A 15,357-nucleotide genomic window follows, 5' to 3' on the forward strand; every position below is an offset into this window, starting at 1 on the left:
TCATTTTTTATTTTCCAATGCTTCTATTTGCGTAAGGCTATCAATTAGTCCGGGCCTTGCCGCCACAATGCTGTCATAGACTGCCTTTCCTGGCATATCAGCTTTCAGGCTATCGAGATATTTGCGGAACCGCCGAATCCTCCATGTCATATAAATAGGCTCAGTTTCATAGTCCTTTATATCAGGAGAGATCACATTCCTGGGCTGATAGATTGGCTGTACCCGAATATGGCTATCTGAAGAACCTGCCGCATTTATCAGTACTAATGCAGTAACTGAAATGTAGCACAGAATGAATACCACCAGCACTACCTTAACCCTGAAAGCAGACCAGCCAGCCACTTTTTTATTCAGATAATCTGCATAGCGTCTTTGATAACCTTCTACCTTGCAGGAACAACGCTCGAAAAGAGCGTGAACGATAGAAGTACGCCCGGTCTTACGCTTAAATATCTTCCACATAAAAAACGTTTAACGCTCTACTGTATTCAAATCTTTATTTTCCAACGTTGCCCATCTTTCGATCAAGAACCCGTGCGAATTGTTATCACTTCGAGAAATATTCCGTATAAATCCTTCCGTTATTAAAGTACGAGTGACGATACTCGTAGCACGAATAATCCGCTGGTGCCCGTAGCACCGGAAGTAATAAGGATACTGATCTACATTAACAGAAACGCTATCCACCTCTATCTTCTGGGAAATATTGCCTGAAATAATGTTATTGTAATAACCGCTTTCTTTTAAGTTCTCATATTGCCTCTTTGCGGAAACATCAGCCATATACAATGCACGTACAATGTTATTCTTGATAACTGTTTCGTCCGGGTCTAACGTAAAAAAGTAGAAATGAAACATCTTGACGTGATCCCGGATTTCTACGGGAATGTTGTCTTTCTTTTCGCTGGCAAACGCTTCCAGAATTTTTCCATTTGCCAAAACATAAATTCTATCCTGCGTCTTTGATGCCAGCAACATGGATTTATATATAGTGAACCCGCATAAACAGAAAGACAGCAGAATAATAACCATTGTGAATAACCGGACATGCGAAAACGCCCCCTGAATACTTTTCATTTTTTGAAACATACACGCTCACTTTTCTTTCAACACTTTGTTTCAAGCCATTTTTTACCGGGTGCCTACTTCATGAAGTATCACCCCCTTTCAACTTATTGGCTAGATGCCCATATGCACGGCCAGCACTGGCGGCAATGCCTTTCCCTGTACTGCCAGAATTATATCCCTCTTTAATGTGATCCGGGGCATTGTAAAGATTCTTCAAACCAGCCTCAACGGAATTGTTATCAGCAAACATCATATGACCGAAACCATCGGCAGCAGCGCCAGCAGCTCGACCAACCATTCCCGCACCCGTCATTGCAGCGCCAGCCGCCGCACCAGCAGCACCACCCAATGCAGCAGTCATTTTGCCGGTGAGCGCATCACCCCCAACAAACATTATATGGTTCGCAATATTTGGAATAGTCGTATAACCGTAGATTCCGATAATCAAAAACACCATATAGCCTAAATCCGTTCTGCTAAAGAAAGTATCGCCTGTTTGACCAATTTGAGTTAAGTCAATCTTCAGCATTTCGGCCTGTATCGTGGCTATCACAGCTCCAAAAATCTGTGCTATTGGCAACCATAAGAATACATTGATGTATCGGGCCAGCCAGTGCTTTAAGGTATGCTGGAACCCATCGAAGACAGAAAGCCCGAAAACGAGCGGCCCTAGTATTGCCAGAATGATTAGGTTAAACGTTCGCATCGTATTAATGCACAAAGACACGGCAGCAAACAAAAGCTGTAAAACTTCAGCTATCACTTCTTTAATTGCATTCCTGAAATTATACGATGCTTTAGCGAAAGCAAACATAATGTCATTCCCCACGCTCGATAAGAAACCTTCATCTTCACTTGACTGTCCATCATGTGTATATTTGTACCACCGCTCCCGATCACCTTCACCGGTTGGGCCAACATACATCTGCCAAACATCTGTTTTCTTGATAGCTTCTTCCTTTTGCTTCAATAATGCCGCAACAGATTCATCCGCTTTATCAACCATTTTTGCAGTACCAAACACCGTTGGCTGCATCACACCGTTTATCATCGCAATCACTGATGGGAAGATCAGTATTGCAAAGCCTATTATGAACGGCCTGAATAATGGATAAAAATCAATCGGCTCCGCCCTGGACAAATGCCCCCAAACTCTTGCTGCGATATACCATAACGCTGCAAATCCAGCGATGCCACGCCCCACATTTATCAGCTCTTTGCACAATGGCATCAACTTTTTATACAGCTCGTCAAGCACTGTATGCAGGCTTTTAATATCGCCAGCAGCCTCACCTAATTGCGCAAACGCTAGAACAGGCACGGTAACCATCAATACCACGACTAACAAGGATTTTAACCACACTTTCATACATCACGTTTTCAATAATTCATAAATTTTCCTATTCAAACCCCTCAATGGCTTTCATCCGATCAACCTCCTTCTGTTCTTTCATCCGCTGCAAAGCCATAACGGAATTGGAGCTGTTGAAATGCCGAAGAAAAGTCAACTTATCCAGCATTTCCGAATGAATTTTATCTATTGCATTCAGTCGTTCCTCATCAGTCATTCGTAGGTTGCTGGCCGTTATTACAGTAAAAAGATCGTCCAGATTCTGCAAGGAGGCATCGAATAAACGTCCATAAACCCTTCCCATATAGTCAATCTCCTTAATCGTAAAACTGCCTGATGATTTTGCGTATTGAAATGCCTTCTTATATTCCTTCACCAGCGAAATCTGATAATCCACTATATCTGCTACACGGCTATACCTTTTGATTGCAGGGTTCACCTCCATTAATCCATCGAGAAAAACCTTATGTAGCTGAAAGTTTCCTTGACTGATGTTCTTGATTGTATTATAACCGCCAGATAGAATTTCATATCCCTTTTTTAGATCAGATAAAATTTGTTTGAATTGTGCCAGCTTTTCAATATTCAAAGCCAACTGAGCAAGCTCTTTTGCTTGTGCATTGCTCCTGATCGGCACCGCAGCAAATACAATGAATATTCCGCAGGCCATGATGCCAAAACGTAACACAACACTTTTCATAAACTCATTTTTTTTCTGTTACCTTTTTCATGACTTGTACATCCCTCAACTCGTGCTGACGCTGCACTACCTGTACTTTTGTGGAGGTGCAAAAATTCTTTGTAAAGAGATAGCATTCCTGCATGTCCACATGAATAGCATCAATCCTTTCGATGCGTTCATCATCACTTAGTTCCATTTGCCCGGAGGTGATCAACGGCACAAGATCCATCAGCAGATTCTCACAGCTTACCAGCAGTCGCGTTCGGACACCGCTTACATAGTCCACTTCCGATACGGCGAACACCTTGCTATTCCTCATATCCTTCAGCACTCTATTGAAATCCGCCGATACAATCAGGCTATAGTTGACTATCTCAGCTATTCTTGAATAATTCCGGATTTTTGGGTTAATTGTTTCTAGCGAAAGAAAAAAATCTTTGTCGAGCGTAAAATGTCCATCCTTCACGTTACCGATGAAAGTCAACCCTTGACGGGCAATCTTATAGCCTTTTTGCAGGTATTCTAAATAGACCTTATTGGCTGCGATCTGCTGTATATACAGCTTTATCTGATTGTTCTGAGAATATGCTGAAGAATGTAAAGCGATAAAAGCACATAAAAACACCACCACTTTCATAACACACTATTTTATGCCGTACATCAATTTAATTTGCTCAACATCCTTTTGATCTCTGGCCCGTTGTAGTACCAGTTTCTTATTCTCATTATTAAAAGCTCGTAGATCGTTCAGGTTTACGTCGATACTTTCAGCCACACCGTTCAATATCTCTATTCTTTTCCCGTCCGTCATTTTTGTCGAAAAGGAATTGATGACAAGAAACAGGTTATCGATATTCTTCAAACTCTCATCAATGATCCCTGTATAAACTTCTGTCATGTAATCAATTTCCTTTGCAGTAAAATGCTTATCCTTACGGAACAGGGCAAACGCCTTGTTGTATTCATCAACAATTGCGATTTGCTTATTAATAATTTCCTTCACGCGCTTGTACCCGCTGATCGCTTGCTTCACCTTGTTTAACTCATCGAAGTATTGCTGGTATTGCTCTTTGTGTTTTTTAGTCCAATCTGATATTTCATCCAGTTTGAGCTTCGTGAGTATATTCTCAACCTCTTTCTGCGCATTTTGTAACCAAATTGTTTTATTCTGCAACCTCTGTACAGCCAGGTCAGCAGCTTTGATTGCAGCAATCAATGCTTGACGAGCGACCTCCCATATAATCGCGTGGCTCTTTTTAGTCGGCGCAAGCACCATACAGAAACAAAGAACCAACCCCACAACTACCTTTTTCATACACATTTAAATTAGGCGTTACACAATTTTTTCCCTATCCTGCACCATTTGTTCAATAGCCTTCTCCATACTACCAAGACTTTCGGCATACTCCAATACCTTCACACGTTCCCTGCCTTCTGTAGTGAATGCGAAATATTCTTGCGGGCATAAATCATTTTTATATACTTTGGCAATCTGTCCTCCGATCTCCATGAATATTTCACGGTTGTCTTTATTCACACTTAACAGAATGGACTTCGCTTTTTCTGACAGCCCAAGCACTGCCTGTAACTGATCGAACTTATTCATGAACTTCCTCATGTCCATAAGAATCTTCACATCAGCGTTTGCGATGATTGCATCCTTTATTACGGGTGAAGAAATCAAATCGTCTAATTCCTGAGTGATGACTATGGGAACACCATTGAACTTCCGAAACGTTTTGAATCCGTATTTGGTAAACTCCGCCATCGAGGGCTTCGCAATGGCCTTCCACGCTTCATCAATGACGAATACTTTTCTGATTCCATGTAGCTTGCGAACCTTTGAAATGAATAGCTCCATACAGATCAGGGTAACAACACTAAAAAGTACCGGATGATCCTTTATATTGTCCATCTCTATGACTGTGAACCGCTGATTCAGTAAGTCTTGTTTCCCTTCCGCATTGAGGAGATAATCAAATTCGCCACCCTTATAAAAAGGACGAAGCACATAGAGAAAGTTATCTATATCAAAATCACGATCTTTAAGCCTGTGAAGTTTCAGTTCGTCAATGAAAAAGTTCTGGAGATATTCATAAAACGTATTGAAGCAAGGGAACAAATCGGCATTTCCAGCGAGATGTTTGTAATAGCCCGTCAGTGCATTGGACAGTGCGACATATTCAGACCGATTAAAGGATTCACTTTCCTGTTTCCATAAGGCCACCAGCAATGACTTCAGACTTTCTTTCTTCTCTGTATCAAGCGCCTGCCCCTCTGGAATGTAAAACGGATTGAATCGAATGGGATTTTGTTCTGTGTAGGTAAAGTAATAGCCACCGACAAGATCACACAGCCCCCGGTAGCTGCCGCCAATATCCAGAATCACACAATGCGCTCCCTGCTCATACATGGAATTTAGCATGTGATTTACAGTCATGCTCTTACCTCCGCCTGACGTTCCGCAAACCAGCGTTCCCATGTTGGAGCTGATGCCCTTCATACGTGGCGCTGTATATGGATCGACAAATACCGGCTTACCTGTCAGCCTATCACAGAAACGAATACTTTCCTTCGGATCATCAGACCGATAGTTGCTCTCCAAATTCAGAAAGCAGCAAGCCTGTTCCGCGAACGTATCGAACGTATCGTTGGCCGGAAAATCGGCAGCATTACCGGGAATACCACTCCAAAAAATCTGAGCAGCCCCGATTGTTTCCTGTTTTGCGACGGCATCCATTTGCGCCAACGCGGAAGTGATAAGGTTACGAATATCTTTTTCTTCCTCCGGTGATTCAGACCAGGCCAAAACATTGAAGTGCGCCTTAACAGGTAATCGCTGTTGGCTGATCGCCTCATTTAAAAACTCATTTACGGCATCCCGGCTGATAGCATTCTCCCTGCTGTATGCAGCTAAAGACTGCAACCGTAGACGCTTGCCCTCAAACTTTTTGAGCGTCTGCTGCGCATCATCGATGATTATATACTGATTATAGATATGATTACAGGGAAGCAGCAAACCGAGGTGAGAAGCAAAGCCAATTGAAAACTTTGTTCGGTCGGTGCTAAACTTGTCATAGTTGATCCGTGAACCGCAGAAGGAGGGTAAGCTATCGTTACCGGATAAGGTAAATAGCTGGCAACGCTTCTTTCCGATCATAACCTTATCCCGAAGCTCAACATCCTGCACCATCAGCTCGTCGTCTTTATCCAGGAGAAAAATATATTTCTCCGGTAGGCCCGCACTCCGATCATGGCTTTTCAACTCATCATCACCCAAACGGTTCAAGATTATACCAGTATCACCCAACACTTTCTGAAACTGTCCCGCAACATCTTCAAACTCTTGTAGGGCAACTTCGCTCAGCGTCTGCGCCGGAACTATATTCGGTCTTACGAGGTTTGACATAAGAGAGGTAGATCCTTTACGTGCGGACGACCGCTTTGTAATCATGATATAACACTGGTGATCCAGAAAGGGGCGGTTATTGAAGTACTCCTGACTGCGTTTCTTCAGGAAGCTGTCTGCATCTGAGAAACTACCTTTATACCGATTCTTAACAAACCAGTCCTGCTTATGAAATACCGTATTCTTCGGCAAGAGCTTTATTGCCTTTATCAACCCCTGATGCCATGTTTCAAAGTCCTCTGAATGACCAGTGAATATCTCCGGTAGATCAACCCGAAACGCAATTGTTATATCCCCTTGCTTACTAAGTATGCAATTATGCTCAATATCAGCTATGGGGTAAATATCTTTCATCCACTTTTCCATCTTCACAAATCATTTTTATCTACCATTAGAAATAAGAGCGTCACGTCCGCTTAGAAACTGATTGCCCTTTAAAAACAATGCGGTCGTTACTCTTAACGACTTTCGGTATTCCCCTTCTGGCAATTTTCTTCATCATCCCATGCTCACCATACTTATTACTTAACTTGTAGACGTGCATAAAGAGAAATACCGTAAGACCAGCCACTAGAGCAATACAGATGTAGGAGTTCACACCAGCCAAATAGAGTATGGCAAACAGTAGTAACGACAAAACTAAGCCGCCGCCGAGATACCATATGTACTGAGCTTTCAGACCCTTAAACTCAATCGCATTATTAACTCCCTTATTGATTTTGTATACACTGTTTGCCATCTTACTCAGTTTATGCCAAAGAATGACTTTAACACCGTCGCTACAACAACGAGAAAAACACAGCTACCGAACCACGCGGCGGCTGTGGAACCTGTGTCGGGGTGCCCGTTCGACCATTTCTGATACACGCGGACGGCCCCGATCAATCCGAGTATTGCACCTACAGCATACATGAGATCACATCCAACATCAAAGTATCCACGCACTTTGGTGTTAGCTTCCTGAATACCGGCTTTACCGTCCTGCGCATATACGCATACCGTAACCATTACTGAAACTGCTGTCATCACCGACCTTTGCAGCAGTCGCTTACCAAAGCGATCAATCATCTTCATTTTCATACACACTTCGCTTTTATTGTTATCAAAAAAGTATGGGCATAAAAAGGCCCTGCGCACTACCTGACCCGATTTCACAAACCATTCAACACTATCAGGTAACGGCAGGGCCGAACGCAGACAACTAGCTGCGTGACTGGAAAGAAACACTCCGCACCTAACCCCTCGCACTTGGTTTTCCTGCACACAGGTGCCGACGAGTGTTTCTAATGTGGCGTTCACTCATCCCACATAGCACTCAATTCATCCGCGCTGAAATGAATGCCACACTGACTTTCAGCAATAACTTCGATTAGATTCGTGATTCCATTTTGGTAAATACTTCCCTTAGTCCTGGGATACTTTCTTAACAGCTTCTTTATACTGCTGGATAAATCCCACTTATTCATCCTTTCTTTTCCCGCTTGGCTAACCAATGCCTGTAGTTCATCTACGAGTGAATGAACCGGTGCCATAGTCGCTGCATCCTGATTTTCACTATCGCCTTCCTTCTCTTTGAAAAGAACACTATCAACTGCCTTCTTCTCCTCAACCTTTCTTTTCTTTTTCAGAATCGAACCACCTTTCACGCGAAAGAAAAAGAGAACAATTGCGTAATAGATTACCAGCAGTAAGCATAGCCACAACAGGTAAGTTGTCCATGTTATCATAGTGCATCGTTTTTATTGCTACACAAAAATGATATAGTTCACAACCTGTTTTTCACACTATGAACCGAAGTGGTGGAAATAAATATTTGAACTGGATAGGATCAGTAGAAACCTGTAGGTGGGCAGAAAACATGCGTGCATACATATATTTATATATGCCCTGCCGCGCACGCATACATCCTCATTACAGTAGCCCGAATGCTCCGGTAGAAAATGCCGGGAGAAAGAATGCGTGCATCCATATTCACCGTATATACATACAATACACGCATACATCGGTCACGAAGGGAGCAATAAAAATTCCCACTTCGGGCCGAAGTGGGAATTTTTAAATTGTTTCACGAAAAGCCGCCATAGTAGCGGCATAATGTGGTATAAGCTAGATTGGTACTGATTTGCAGCAGTGTCCTGGTGCTACTATTGCTTCGGGTTCTCATCCCAATAGTTCATTCGGTCTTCGAGCCGATCTATCAATTGATTTAGGAAAGAAACGCGATCCTTCTTCCTTAACCGGATTTCCTGAAAGGTGCGGTAGAAATTTCCTAAGTCGATATTAAATGCCTGCGAAATTTCAACAACAATATCTTTTACATCCGCATTTCCATCGTTTAATACGCCTGCACTATACAGTGCATAAATAAGTTCCGTAAGAGCAGTCTTTGAACCAGTCCAACGCAATCCTTTACTCGGTTGATTTTGTATAAAACCCAAAGTTTGTTGCACCGTATCCACTAAAGCCAACTGCCTATACAGATAATCACAGTAGGCTTCATCAGCAACAAATTCTGAGATTGTACTATCATGTAGAGTTTGGAAAGAGGTATCTACTATCATGTAGGATTCTTCCGTGTATTGCAAATCGCCTGACCGCCTGAGAAAATACACCTTGTCCATCAGTGTTTGTCCTGACTTGTAATAAGAGTATAGAGCGGCATTTTTCTTGTAATGTTTCTTCACCTTACGGATCTCACCCCTGAAATATTTACTTGCATTAATCTTGTCTACATTCAACGGTCGCTTCACTTCCAGATCATAAAGTTTCTGAAAGAAAATTAATTTGCTCATAAACTGAGGCTTCACTTCTTTGAAAAAAGAAATTTCCGTTTCTTCATCGGCAAACCCATGTTCGATAACGTGTTGCCTTAAATGCTCCAAAGCAAATTTCGCTGTTTCAATTCCACGGCGTGCATATTCAATTGGGCTAAGACCTTCTTTCTCTATCCTTTCCAGCTCATTTACCATTTCGCTATGGAGCGATACATAATTTGAATATCGCTGCTTCTGCATAGGGAATAGTTTTTTAACTTTATATACAATGTATTCACCGCAAATGCTGTGCAAATGAGCTTTTTACCTATAGCAAAAAGGAAATTAAAAACAGCAAATCGGCAATTTTTTTACTGCGTTTTATTTGACCTTCATTTTCTTAAATTTCAGTTGGCAGTTACGATACTTTGACGAAGTTGTACCAAAATCAGAAGTGGATAAATTTTAAGCATGTAGATTGCTATAAGCATAGTTTTTGTATGCTGTAGATATACCTTAAATATTCCTGACATGGATATAAATAGCAATGATATTCCAGAAGGAGCGATTATGTGGAGAGGGAGTAAAGAGGAATTTATAGAATTTGTAATGATTGTAACCGATTATAGTATTTGCACCAATGATAAAATTGCCTCACCAAGTAAGGCAAGATTTATGGAGCTGTGCGATGCTTTGGGCAATGAGCTTTTGAAATTCTTCAAAGTAGATATTTCACCTCATGCTACTTTCAAAATAATGCGAGAAAACACACCAATAAATTACCGCTTCACGAAACGAATAGTTCGGATCATGAAGCGGTTAAAGGAAGACGAACAATTTATACTATTACTCGAAGCAAGAGGTATTATGCCATCCGTTGAGTACGTTACTGAAGAGGTTATTAAGTGGAGCAATGCTGAAAAGATTGCTACGATCCTTTGGTTGCATATTCGGCAAGTTTAGGTATAAATCAAATTCAGTAATGCGTTTATGCAAAGGAAAAACGATATAGATGAATGCCTATTTCTATCGTCAGGCTCCTTTAATGTAACTACGGCTTCCAACATATCCGTAACCTCAGCCAAAGCATACAACCGAATGTGCTTTTCTGAAAACATTTTCAATACACCCTCAAGATTGCTCTTTTCATTTTTTGTGAGAATCGCACACCGATTAAATTTCTTCCATTCTTTTTTGTATTCAGCAGGTATACGCTGCAACTGCTTTTTCTTATGCTTACTCATCACATAAAAAACTTCAATTACCTTTTCCAAATCTGCACAAAACTCGATCAATTGCCTTCGCTCGTTACCGCTATCATACATACCAATCTCATTCACCAAAGCAGCATACTTCCAGTAATCCAACTGTTCTTTCAGCCCATCAAGATCGAAATACTCAAATATCGTCCGTAGGATCTTCTTTCGCTTTCCTGATAGCCGAAAACATAGCGAATACTTCTTTCCCTGAAAATTTGGCTTTTCCATGTTGCTATCAAATTTACAATATTATTCCTGCTCAGGAACATCCAGAAGCCCCGACTTTCCTGCATCTATAAGTATATCCAGCACCAGTTGGGCCTTCTCCTTCAATTTTAGGACATACAGCATAGGAGGAGAAAAGTCATAAGCGTATCGCGCACCTACATATGATTTTTGCAACGTTTCCAGCAGCTTTTTACTGTCTGCCTGGTCAATAGGAAAAACTTCCAGCAAACGATACGTAACCAATCCAGCATACCTTAGTAACCGATCAATACTATGGGTATCTACAACAAAGCCGCTTCCAATTAATACAAGTGTTTTAAGTGATTGCTCAAAACACTGATGTATCATGAAAGTTGCAAGTTCACCTTCTTCACGAGCAAGATAGAGGTCAGCACCGGCGAGAAATTCTTTTGCTCGATGGACTGTTTTTTTGTATTCTTTCTGACCGTCGCGTGGTGCTTTTACTTTAATATCATTCAAATCCGGCAACTCCACATTTCCAGCGTCATAGAAAACCGCACCTGCGCTATGTGCCGATGTTGCGAATATGTTACCTTCTTTATACTTTTCCACGAATGGTAGCAACTCCATCACAATTATTGTCACTCTTGCAATATGCGCACACCGCTGTTCTAAAATATCCTCCCATTCACTCATACGCCTACCTTCTCCATCTTTTGTTATAACGAGAAGAAAATAATCACCCATGTAATGTGATGCAGGAGATGTACAATTAAAGATTGTTTCTGTTCGTCGTTGGTACAATGACGAACCAAGTAAATAAATTATTTCTGTGGCTACGGAGTTCTTTATGATCCTTACAATTTCTGTTTGCGGATTCTGAAACAAACTGTTGTGAGTGCTGAATAAATTAAACGGTCGCATATCTAAATTGATTTTAATGATAAGTATTCAATTATTTTACTTTTAAAATGTGCTGTTGCTATTTCCATCTTTCACTATCGAGGAATAGCAAGCTACGAAGTGCCTTCCGGCGTTTTGATGGGCCTGATCTTACCAATAAGGTCAGCAACTCGTGAGCTGAGTATCTCCATATTCTCACGTACAAGCGATCCAATCATATCTGCCTCTGCGTTTGATAGTTTAGCATCAGTATGCTGTTTCCTATAGTAAGTAGAAATTGACCAGTTACATTGTTCCATTACTTCATTTCTGATCTTTATCAAAACATCTTCCATAGTGGTTTGCAAATCGCCCAGTATATTGTAGGCACTTCGGTGTGACGAGCATCCTGCGTTTGACGGAGTATTGTAACGCTCCCGATGCCGTTCTGTTTGATTTCGATACGAGGGTGAGAATATGGGTACTTCCTTACAGTCGCCATTTTCTGGTAAATCGACAGCATATCTTTTTTTGCTACGGTTATTACTTCCCGGCGGGCGGCCCACTCTTTTTTTTCGCTCCCCACTTCCCACTGGCTCATTCTGGAATCTTTGCAGAGGCAACGAAGGAATGATATAACGATTCCTTTCCTCCAAAGTAGAGGGCGATGTAGGTTCATTTGTTACAGGATCATACTTAGGCCGTACACCTAATGATTTCCAATTACCCGGCTTTGTCGGAACACCTGGATTCTCCTTTTTGGGTCTGCCTCGCTTCCCGTTCGGACGTTCCTTATCTTTGCGACCGCTGTACAGATCATCATCGGAGTAATCGAAATCCAGATCATCAGCATAATTCATAAGGAGTATTTTTTAACGTTTTGGGTTGTCTTTTTCGTTTCGGATTAACCAAGCGGCTTCAATCAGCATCTCAGTTTCAGTATAAAAGAAAATAGCTTGCGCTGCATTCTCATGATGTGTTCCTTCCCTACAATAGTAACCAACGCAAGAGTGGTAGAAATCCCATAAGTGGCTTCTGGCTTCCTGTAAAGTGAAATTGCTGAAAAACGAATCCACAGCTTCCATTGGAGAAAAAACATTATTTTCCTGCATCCTAGACTGCCGATAGTGCAGCTCCTTTAAATGCTTCTTTTTCTTTCCTTCAGTTTTTTCAGTCATAATTAGATGGGATTTTTTAATCTCTATAAAAGTGTATATCTCTGCGCCAGCGGTTTTATTATTGCCTCAGCAGCTTCTTTCTTATGCTCATTATAAATTGTGATGTGACCAGCATTGACCATCCACTGCGCAATCGCCGCATCCTGATACGTATCGAACATATACAAGGTTCCCTGATGGATTACAAAGAAGGGATAGTGAGCGTCAAATGATGATAATGGCCTGCCGTTTATTTTAACCCCCATAGTTAGTTGAAATCGTTCCTTTGTATAAACCATTTTAAAATACACTTCAGGTTTCTCCACTGAAACCGTGATTCTACTTGCATGAGATTTTGATGGTCGCATTTTCATCGCTCTAATTCCGAAATATGTATATGAATAAACGAATATTTCATTCTGCAACAAGGGGTAGATGTTTCTCCATTCATTAAAAGCTGCCAGCATTTTTTGATTCCATTTAGGCATTCTGGAATAGTTATTTTCCTTCCCAAATTCTTCAGACCGCTCTCGCAACTGTGATCCTTTTATAACGAGGTCAAGCTGATGTACACTGATCGATTTTTCAGCTTCTTCATCTAATACAGGTAAAAACTTAGTCCATGATGTGATTCTATCATTAGACTTGCTCATTTTACCCGAAGCTGGAACTATAAAGGGTGGTTGTTTTCCTGCGTATGGTAACATTAACAAGAAGGCAACCGCTTCTCGCTTCTCCGGCATCTTCTTTTCTGAGGGAACTTTGAGTGATAATATATCATCCAGGGCCAAAGGAAAATTTGGCTTATCGAAAGGAAACAACTGCTTTACCTCCTTCCTTTGCATTAAGTAGATCCCGCTTTCAGTTTCGATCTTATCAAATCCATATTGATATTTAAAAGCAAGATCAAACTGGCGGTTCGGCAACAACTGAGCGAAATAGTATTTACCGTATCTACTTACTATTACTGCAACGGTTTTGCAAATATGAATGCAAACACCGGTGTGCTTTCCTTTGCAGCTACAAGTAACCTGTAGTTCTTTTTCAGACGCTTTAAACTTTACATCATAGTCGCCTGTAAAAAAAGTACATTTCAATACAAGCTGATGGTTTCTGTATTGAATGAATTTAATGGAAGGAGAATGGAACTCGTTTATTAATTCAGCGTCCACGCAACGCTTCATCAATTGTTCCGTCGATATACCCTTGTCTTTGTCAAATGGGATTGCTACAATGTTAGATGCAGCTTTCGGAAATGATTTAGTTGTAACCATGATTTTTGTTTCTCGCAAATCACGGCGTTCTCAAACTGAAAGCAGAATTTTCAATTTTGTATTTTACCACTAACCGGTTGACTTTTACAAAAGTTGAAAATTATATACTTGTGAAGGTTTTATTCGCTTATGACAAATTCAACTATAAATGAAGGAGAAAATGTTAGGAGGCTAAGGCTAATAATGGGGCTGCGGCAGAGCCGAATGGCACTGAAGTTGGGAAAAGACTGGAACCAACAACGAGTTTCCTATATGGAAAACAGAAGGAAAATAGATATATCGACTTTAAATCGCATTGCTGCTGTATTGCAGGTTCCTGTCTGGTTGCTTCAGATGCCCCATTCAGTATTCAACAACATCGTTCTTAAATGTCCAAAACAGGACAATTTTTGCCCTGATGTATATATGATTAAGATTGTAGAACTATACGAAAGATTATTGATAAGTGAGCGGGAACTGCATAAATTAATAGGTGAGCTGAATGAATTGGAGGGAAGTGTAGTTTGGGAATGAAGGGGATGCAGTTTGTTTTAGCTCGACTTTGCATCGAGCTTTTTAAGTATCAATTCCAGTGTTTCTGTAAGTTTTTCATATTGACTATTGTTTACCGTGTGATGATAGTAATTTGCCACAGTATTTGTGTTCACTCCACAATTTTCATAAAAGTTGATCGTATTAAACTGTGCCATGTCTTCATTATAATCAAGCAACCCCTGTTCTGTTACCCCCAACGCTGAGGCAATTTCTCTGATCCTGTCAACGTCCAAATTTTCAAGTTGTTCCAGCATTGATACTTCCTGAGCTGTTACCCCCAGGGCAATAGCAAATTCATGTTCTGTTATGCCTCGCAACCGGCGAATGCTTCCTATTCTCCTTCCCAAATGCTTTATAGTCTTAGGTTTTTCTATTGTCATTGATCGCCTGATTTCTTGTTTCTCAATTTATCCGCTTTTATCTTTTCTCCAGCAATGAGTTTTTCGTACAATGACATTGCTTGATGAATATCGAATGTGTTCAAGTTCTCAATATTATTAGAGCAAATTCCCGATGCTGATACTCCGCTTGAATCGTAGAAGTTAATAGTGTTATACAATACACGTTCCTCATGGAAATTTTTTAGCCCTTCTTCCGTTACCTCAAGAGCTTCGGCTACCTTCCTTATTTTATCGTCATCCATTTTTTCCGTCTGTTCCAATTTTGAAACAGCCTGTTTTGACATACCAAGCCTTTCCCCAAGTTGAGTTTGAGAGAATCCTCGTAACCGCCTCACCCGTTCTATTTTGCGGCCTATATGAGCAGTATTTGTGCTATTTAATGTTTTTTCCATATTGTG

20 protein-coding genes are annotated in these 15,357 nt (G+C 41.0%); 2 read left to right on the forward strand and 18 right to left on the reverse strand.

Features of this window, described 5'->3' with window-relative positions:
- From KW844_RS09850 to KW844_RS09900, 11 genes are all read right to left on the reverse strand, one after another.
- The gene (locus KW844_RS09850; protein ID WP_218376553.1) at positions 1–462 is read right to left on the reverse strand and encodes a hypothetical protein; all 462 of its coding nucleotides are present in this window, start codon (positions 460–462) and stop codon (positions 1–3) included.
- A gap of 9 nt (positions 463–471) precedes the next feature.
- Positions 472–1,089, reverse strand: a complete 618-nt coding sequence (gene traK, locus KW844_RS09855) for a conjugative transposon protein TraK (RefSeq protein WP_218376554.1) — start codon at positions 1,087–1,089, stop codon at positions 472–474.
- A gap of 58 nt (positions 1,090–1,147) precedes the next feature.
- Positions 1,148–2,437, reverse strand: coding sequence for a conjugative transposon protein TraJ (traJ, locus tag KW844_RS09860; RefSeq protein WP_218376555.1), 1,290 nt, complete (start codon positions 2,435–2,437; stop codon positions 1,148–1,150).
- Between the two features lie 31 nt (positions 2,438–2,468).
- A complete protein-coding gene (locus KW844_RS09865; protein WP_218376556.1) occupies positions 2,469–3,119 on the reverse strand; it encodes a TerB family tellurite resistance protein in 651 nt (216 codons plus the stop codon).
- Between the two features lie 4 nt (positions 3,120–3,123).
- Complete coding sequence (locus tag KW844_RS09870; RefSeq protein WP_218376557.1) at positions 3,124–3,738, reverse strand: hypothetical protein; 615 nt, start codon at positions 3,736–3,738, stop codon at positions 3,124–3,126.
- 6 nt (positions 3,739–3,744) lie between these two features.
- Positions 3,745–4,416 carry a conjugal transfer protein TraI gene (locus KW844_RS09875; protein WP_255578332.1) on the reverse strand — a complete coding sequence of 224 codons (672 nt, stop codon included), beginning with the start codon at positions 4,414–4,416 and terminating at the stop codon, positions 3,745–3,747.
- 18 nt (positions 4,417–4,434) lie between these two features.
- Positions 4,435–6,876 carry a TraG family conjugative transposon ATPase gene (locus tag KW844_RS09880; protein WP_218376558.1) on the reverse strand — a complete coding sequence of 814 codons (2,442 nt, stop codon included), beginning with the start codon at positions 6,874–6,876 and terminating at the stop codon, positions 4,435–4,437.
- 40 nt (positions 6,877–6,916) lie between these two features.
- Positions 6,917–7,249, reverse strand: coding sequence for a DUF4133 domain-containing protein (locus KW844_RS09885; RefSeq protein WP_218376559.1), 333 nt, complete (start codon positions 7,247–7,249; stop codon positions 6,917–6,919).
- Between the two features lie 5 nt (positions 7,250–7,254).
- The gene (locus KW844_RS09890) at positions 7,255–7,536 is read right to left on the reverse strand and encodes a DUF4134 domain-containing protein (RefSeq protein WP_255578339.1); all 282 of its coding nucleotides are present in this window, start codon (positions 7,534–7,536) and stop codon (positions 7,255–7,257) included.
- 269 nt (positions 7,537–7,805) lie between these two features.
- The gene (locus tag KW844_RS09895; RefSeq protein WP_218376561.1) at positions 7,806–8,237 is read right to left on the reverse strand and encodes a hypothetical protein; all 432 of its coding nucleotides are present in this window, start codon (positions 8,235–8,237) and stop codon (positions 7,806–7,808) included.
- 417 nt (positions 8,238–8,654) lie between these two features.
- Complete coding sequence (locus KW844_RS09900; protein WP_218376562.1) at positions 8,655–9,524, reverse strand: RteC domain-containing protein; 870 nt, start codon at positions 9,522–9,524, stop codon at positions 8,655–8,657.
- A gap of 270 nt (positions 9,525–9,794) precedes the next feature.
- Here KW844_RS09900 and KW844_RS09905 point away from each other — a divergent pair, with 270 nt between their 5' ends.
- Complete coding sequence (locus KW844_RS09905; RefSeq protein ID WP_218376563.1) at positions 9,795–10,226, forward strand: hypothetical protein; 432 nt, start codon at positions 9,795–9,797, stop codon at positions 10,224–10,226.
- Here the strand turns inward: KW844_RS09905 and KW844_RS09910 are convergent.
- From KW844_RS09910 to KW844_RS09930, 5 genes are all read right to left on the reverse strand, one after another.
- Positions 10,223–10,750: a hypothetical protein gene (locus KW844_RS09910; RefSeq protein WP_218376564.1), complete on the reverse strand. Its 528-nt coding sequence runs from the start codon at positions 10,748–10,750 to the stop codon at positions 10,223–10,225. The two genes, KW844_RS09905 and KW844_RS09910, sit on opposite strands and share 4 nt — an antisense overlap.
- 21 nt (positions 10,751–10,771) lie before the next feature.
- A complete protein-coding gene (locus tag KW844_RS09915; RefSeq protein WP_218376565.1) occupies positions 10,772–11,635 on the reverse strand; it encodes a HEPN domain-containing protein in 864 nt (287 codons plus the stop codon).
- A gap of 92 nt (positions 11,636–11,727) precedes the next feature.
- Positions 11,728–12,453, reverse strand: coding sequence for a hypothetical protein (locus KW844_RS09920; RefSeq protein WP_218376566.1), 726 nt, complete (start codon positions 12,451–12,453; stop codon positions 11,728–11,730).
- A 12-nt stretch (positions 12,454–12,465) separates the two neighbouring features.
- Positions 12,466–12,771: a hypothetical protein gene (locus KW844_RS09925; protein WP_218376567.1), complete on the reverse strand. Its 306-nt coding sequence runs from the start codon at positions 12,769–12,771 to the stop codon at positions 12,466–12,468.
- Positions 12,772–12,794: 23 nt separating this feature from the next.
- On the reverse strand, positions 12,795–14,024 hold the full coding sequence (locus KW844_RS09930; RefSeq protein ID WP_218376568.1) for a hypothetical protein: 1,230 nt from the start codon (positions 14,022–14,024) through the stop codon (positions 12,795–12,797).
- 129 nt (positions 14,025–14,153) lie between these two features.
- Between KW844_RS09930 and KW844_RS29380 the strand changes: the two genes are divergently transcribed.
- Positions 14,154–14,537: a helix-turn-helix transcriptional regulator gene (locus tag KW844_RS29380; protein ID WP_218376569.1), complete on the forward strand. Its 384-nt coding sequence runs from the start codon at positions 14,154–14,156 to the stop codon at positions 14,535–14,537.
- A 17-nt stretch (positions 14,538–14,554) separates the two neighbouring features.
- Here KW844_RS29380 and KW844_RS09940 read toward each other — a convergent pair whose 3' ends face one another.
- Together KW844_RS09940 and KW844_RS09945 are read right to left on the reverse strand one after the other, a co-directional pair.
- Positions 14,555–14,938, reverse strand: a complete 384-nt coding sequence (locus tag KW844_RS09940; protein WP_218376570.1) for a helix-turn-helix domain-containing protein — start codon at positions 14,936–14,938, stop codon at positions 14,555–14,557.
- Positions 14,935–15,351: a helix-turn-helix domain-containing protein gene (locus KW844_RS09945; RefSeq protein ID WP_218376571.1), complete on the reverse strand. Its 417-nt coding sequence runs from the start codon at positions 15,349–15,351 to the stop codon at positions 14,935–14,937. The genes KW844_RS09940 and KW844_RS09945 overlap by 4 nt, the downstream gene beginning before the upstream one ends.
- Positions 15,352–15,357: the final 6 nt, after the last annotated feature.

Source organism: Chitinophaga sp. sic0106 (genome assembly GCF_019219075.1).
GTDB lineage: Bacteria > Bacteroidota > Bacteroidia > Chitinophagales > Chitinophagaceae > Chitinophaga.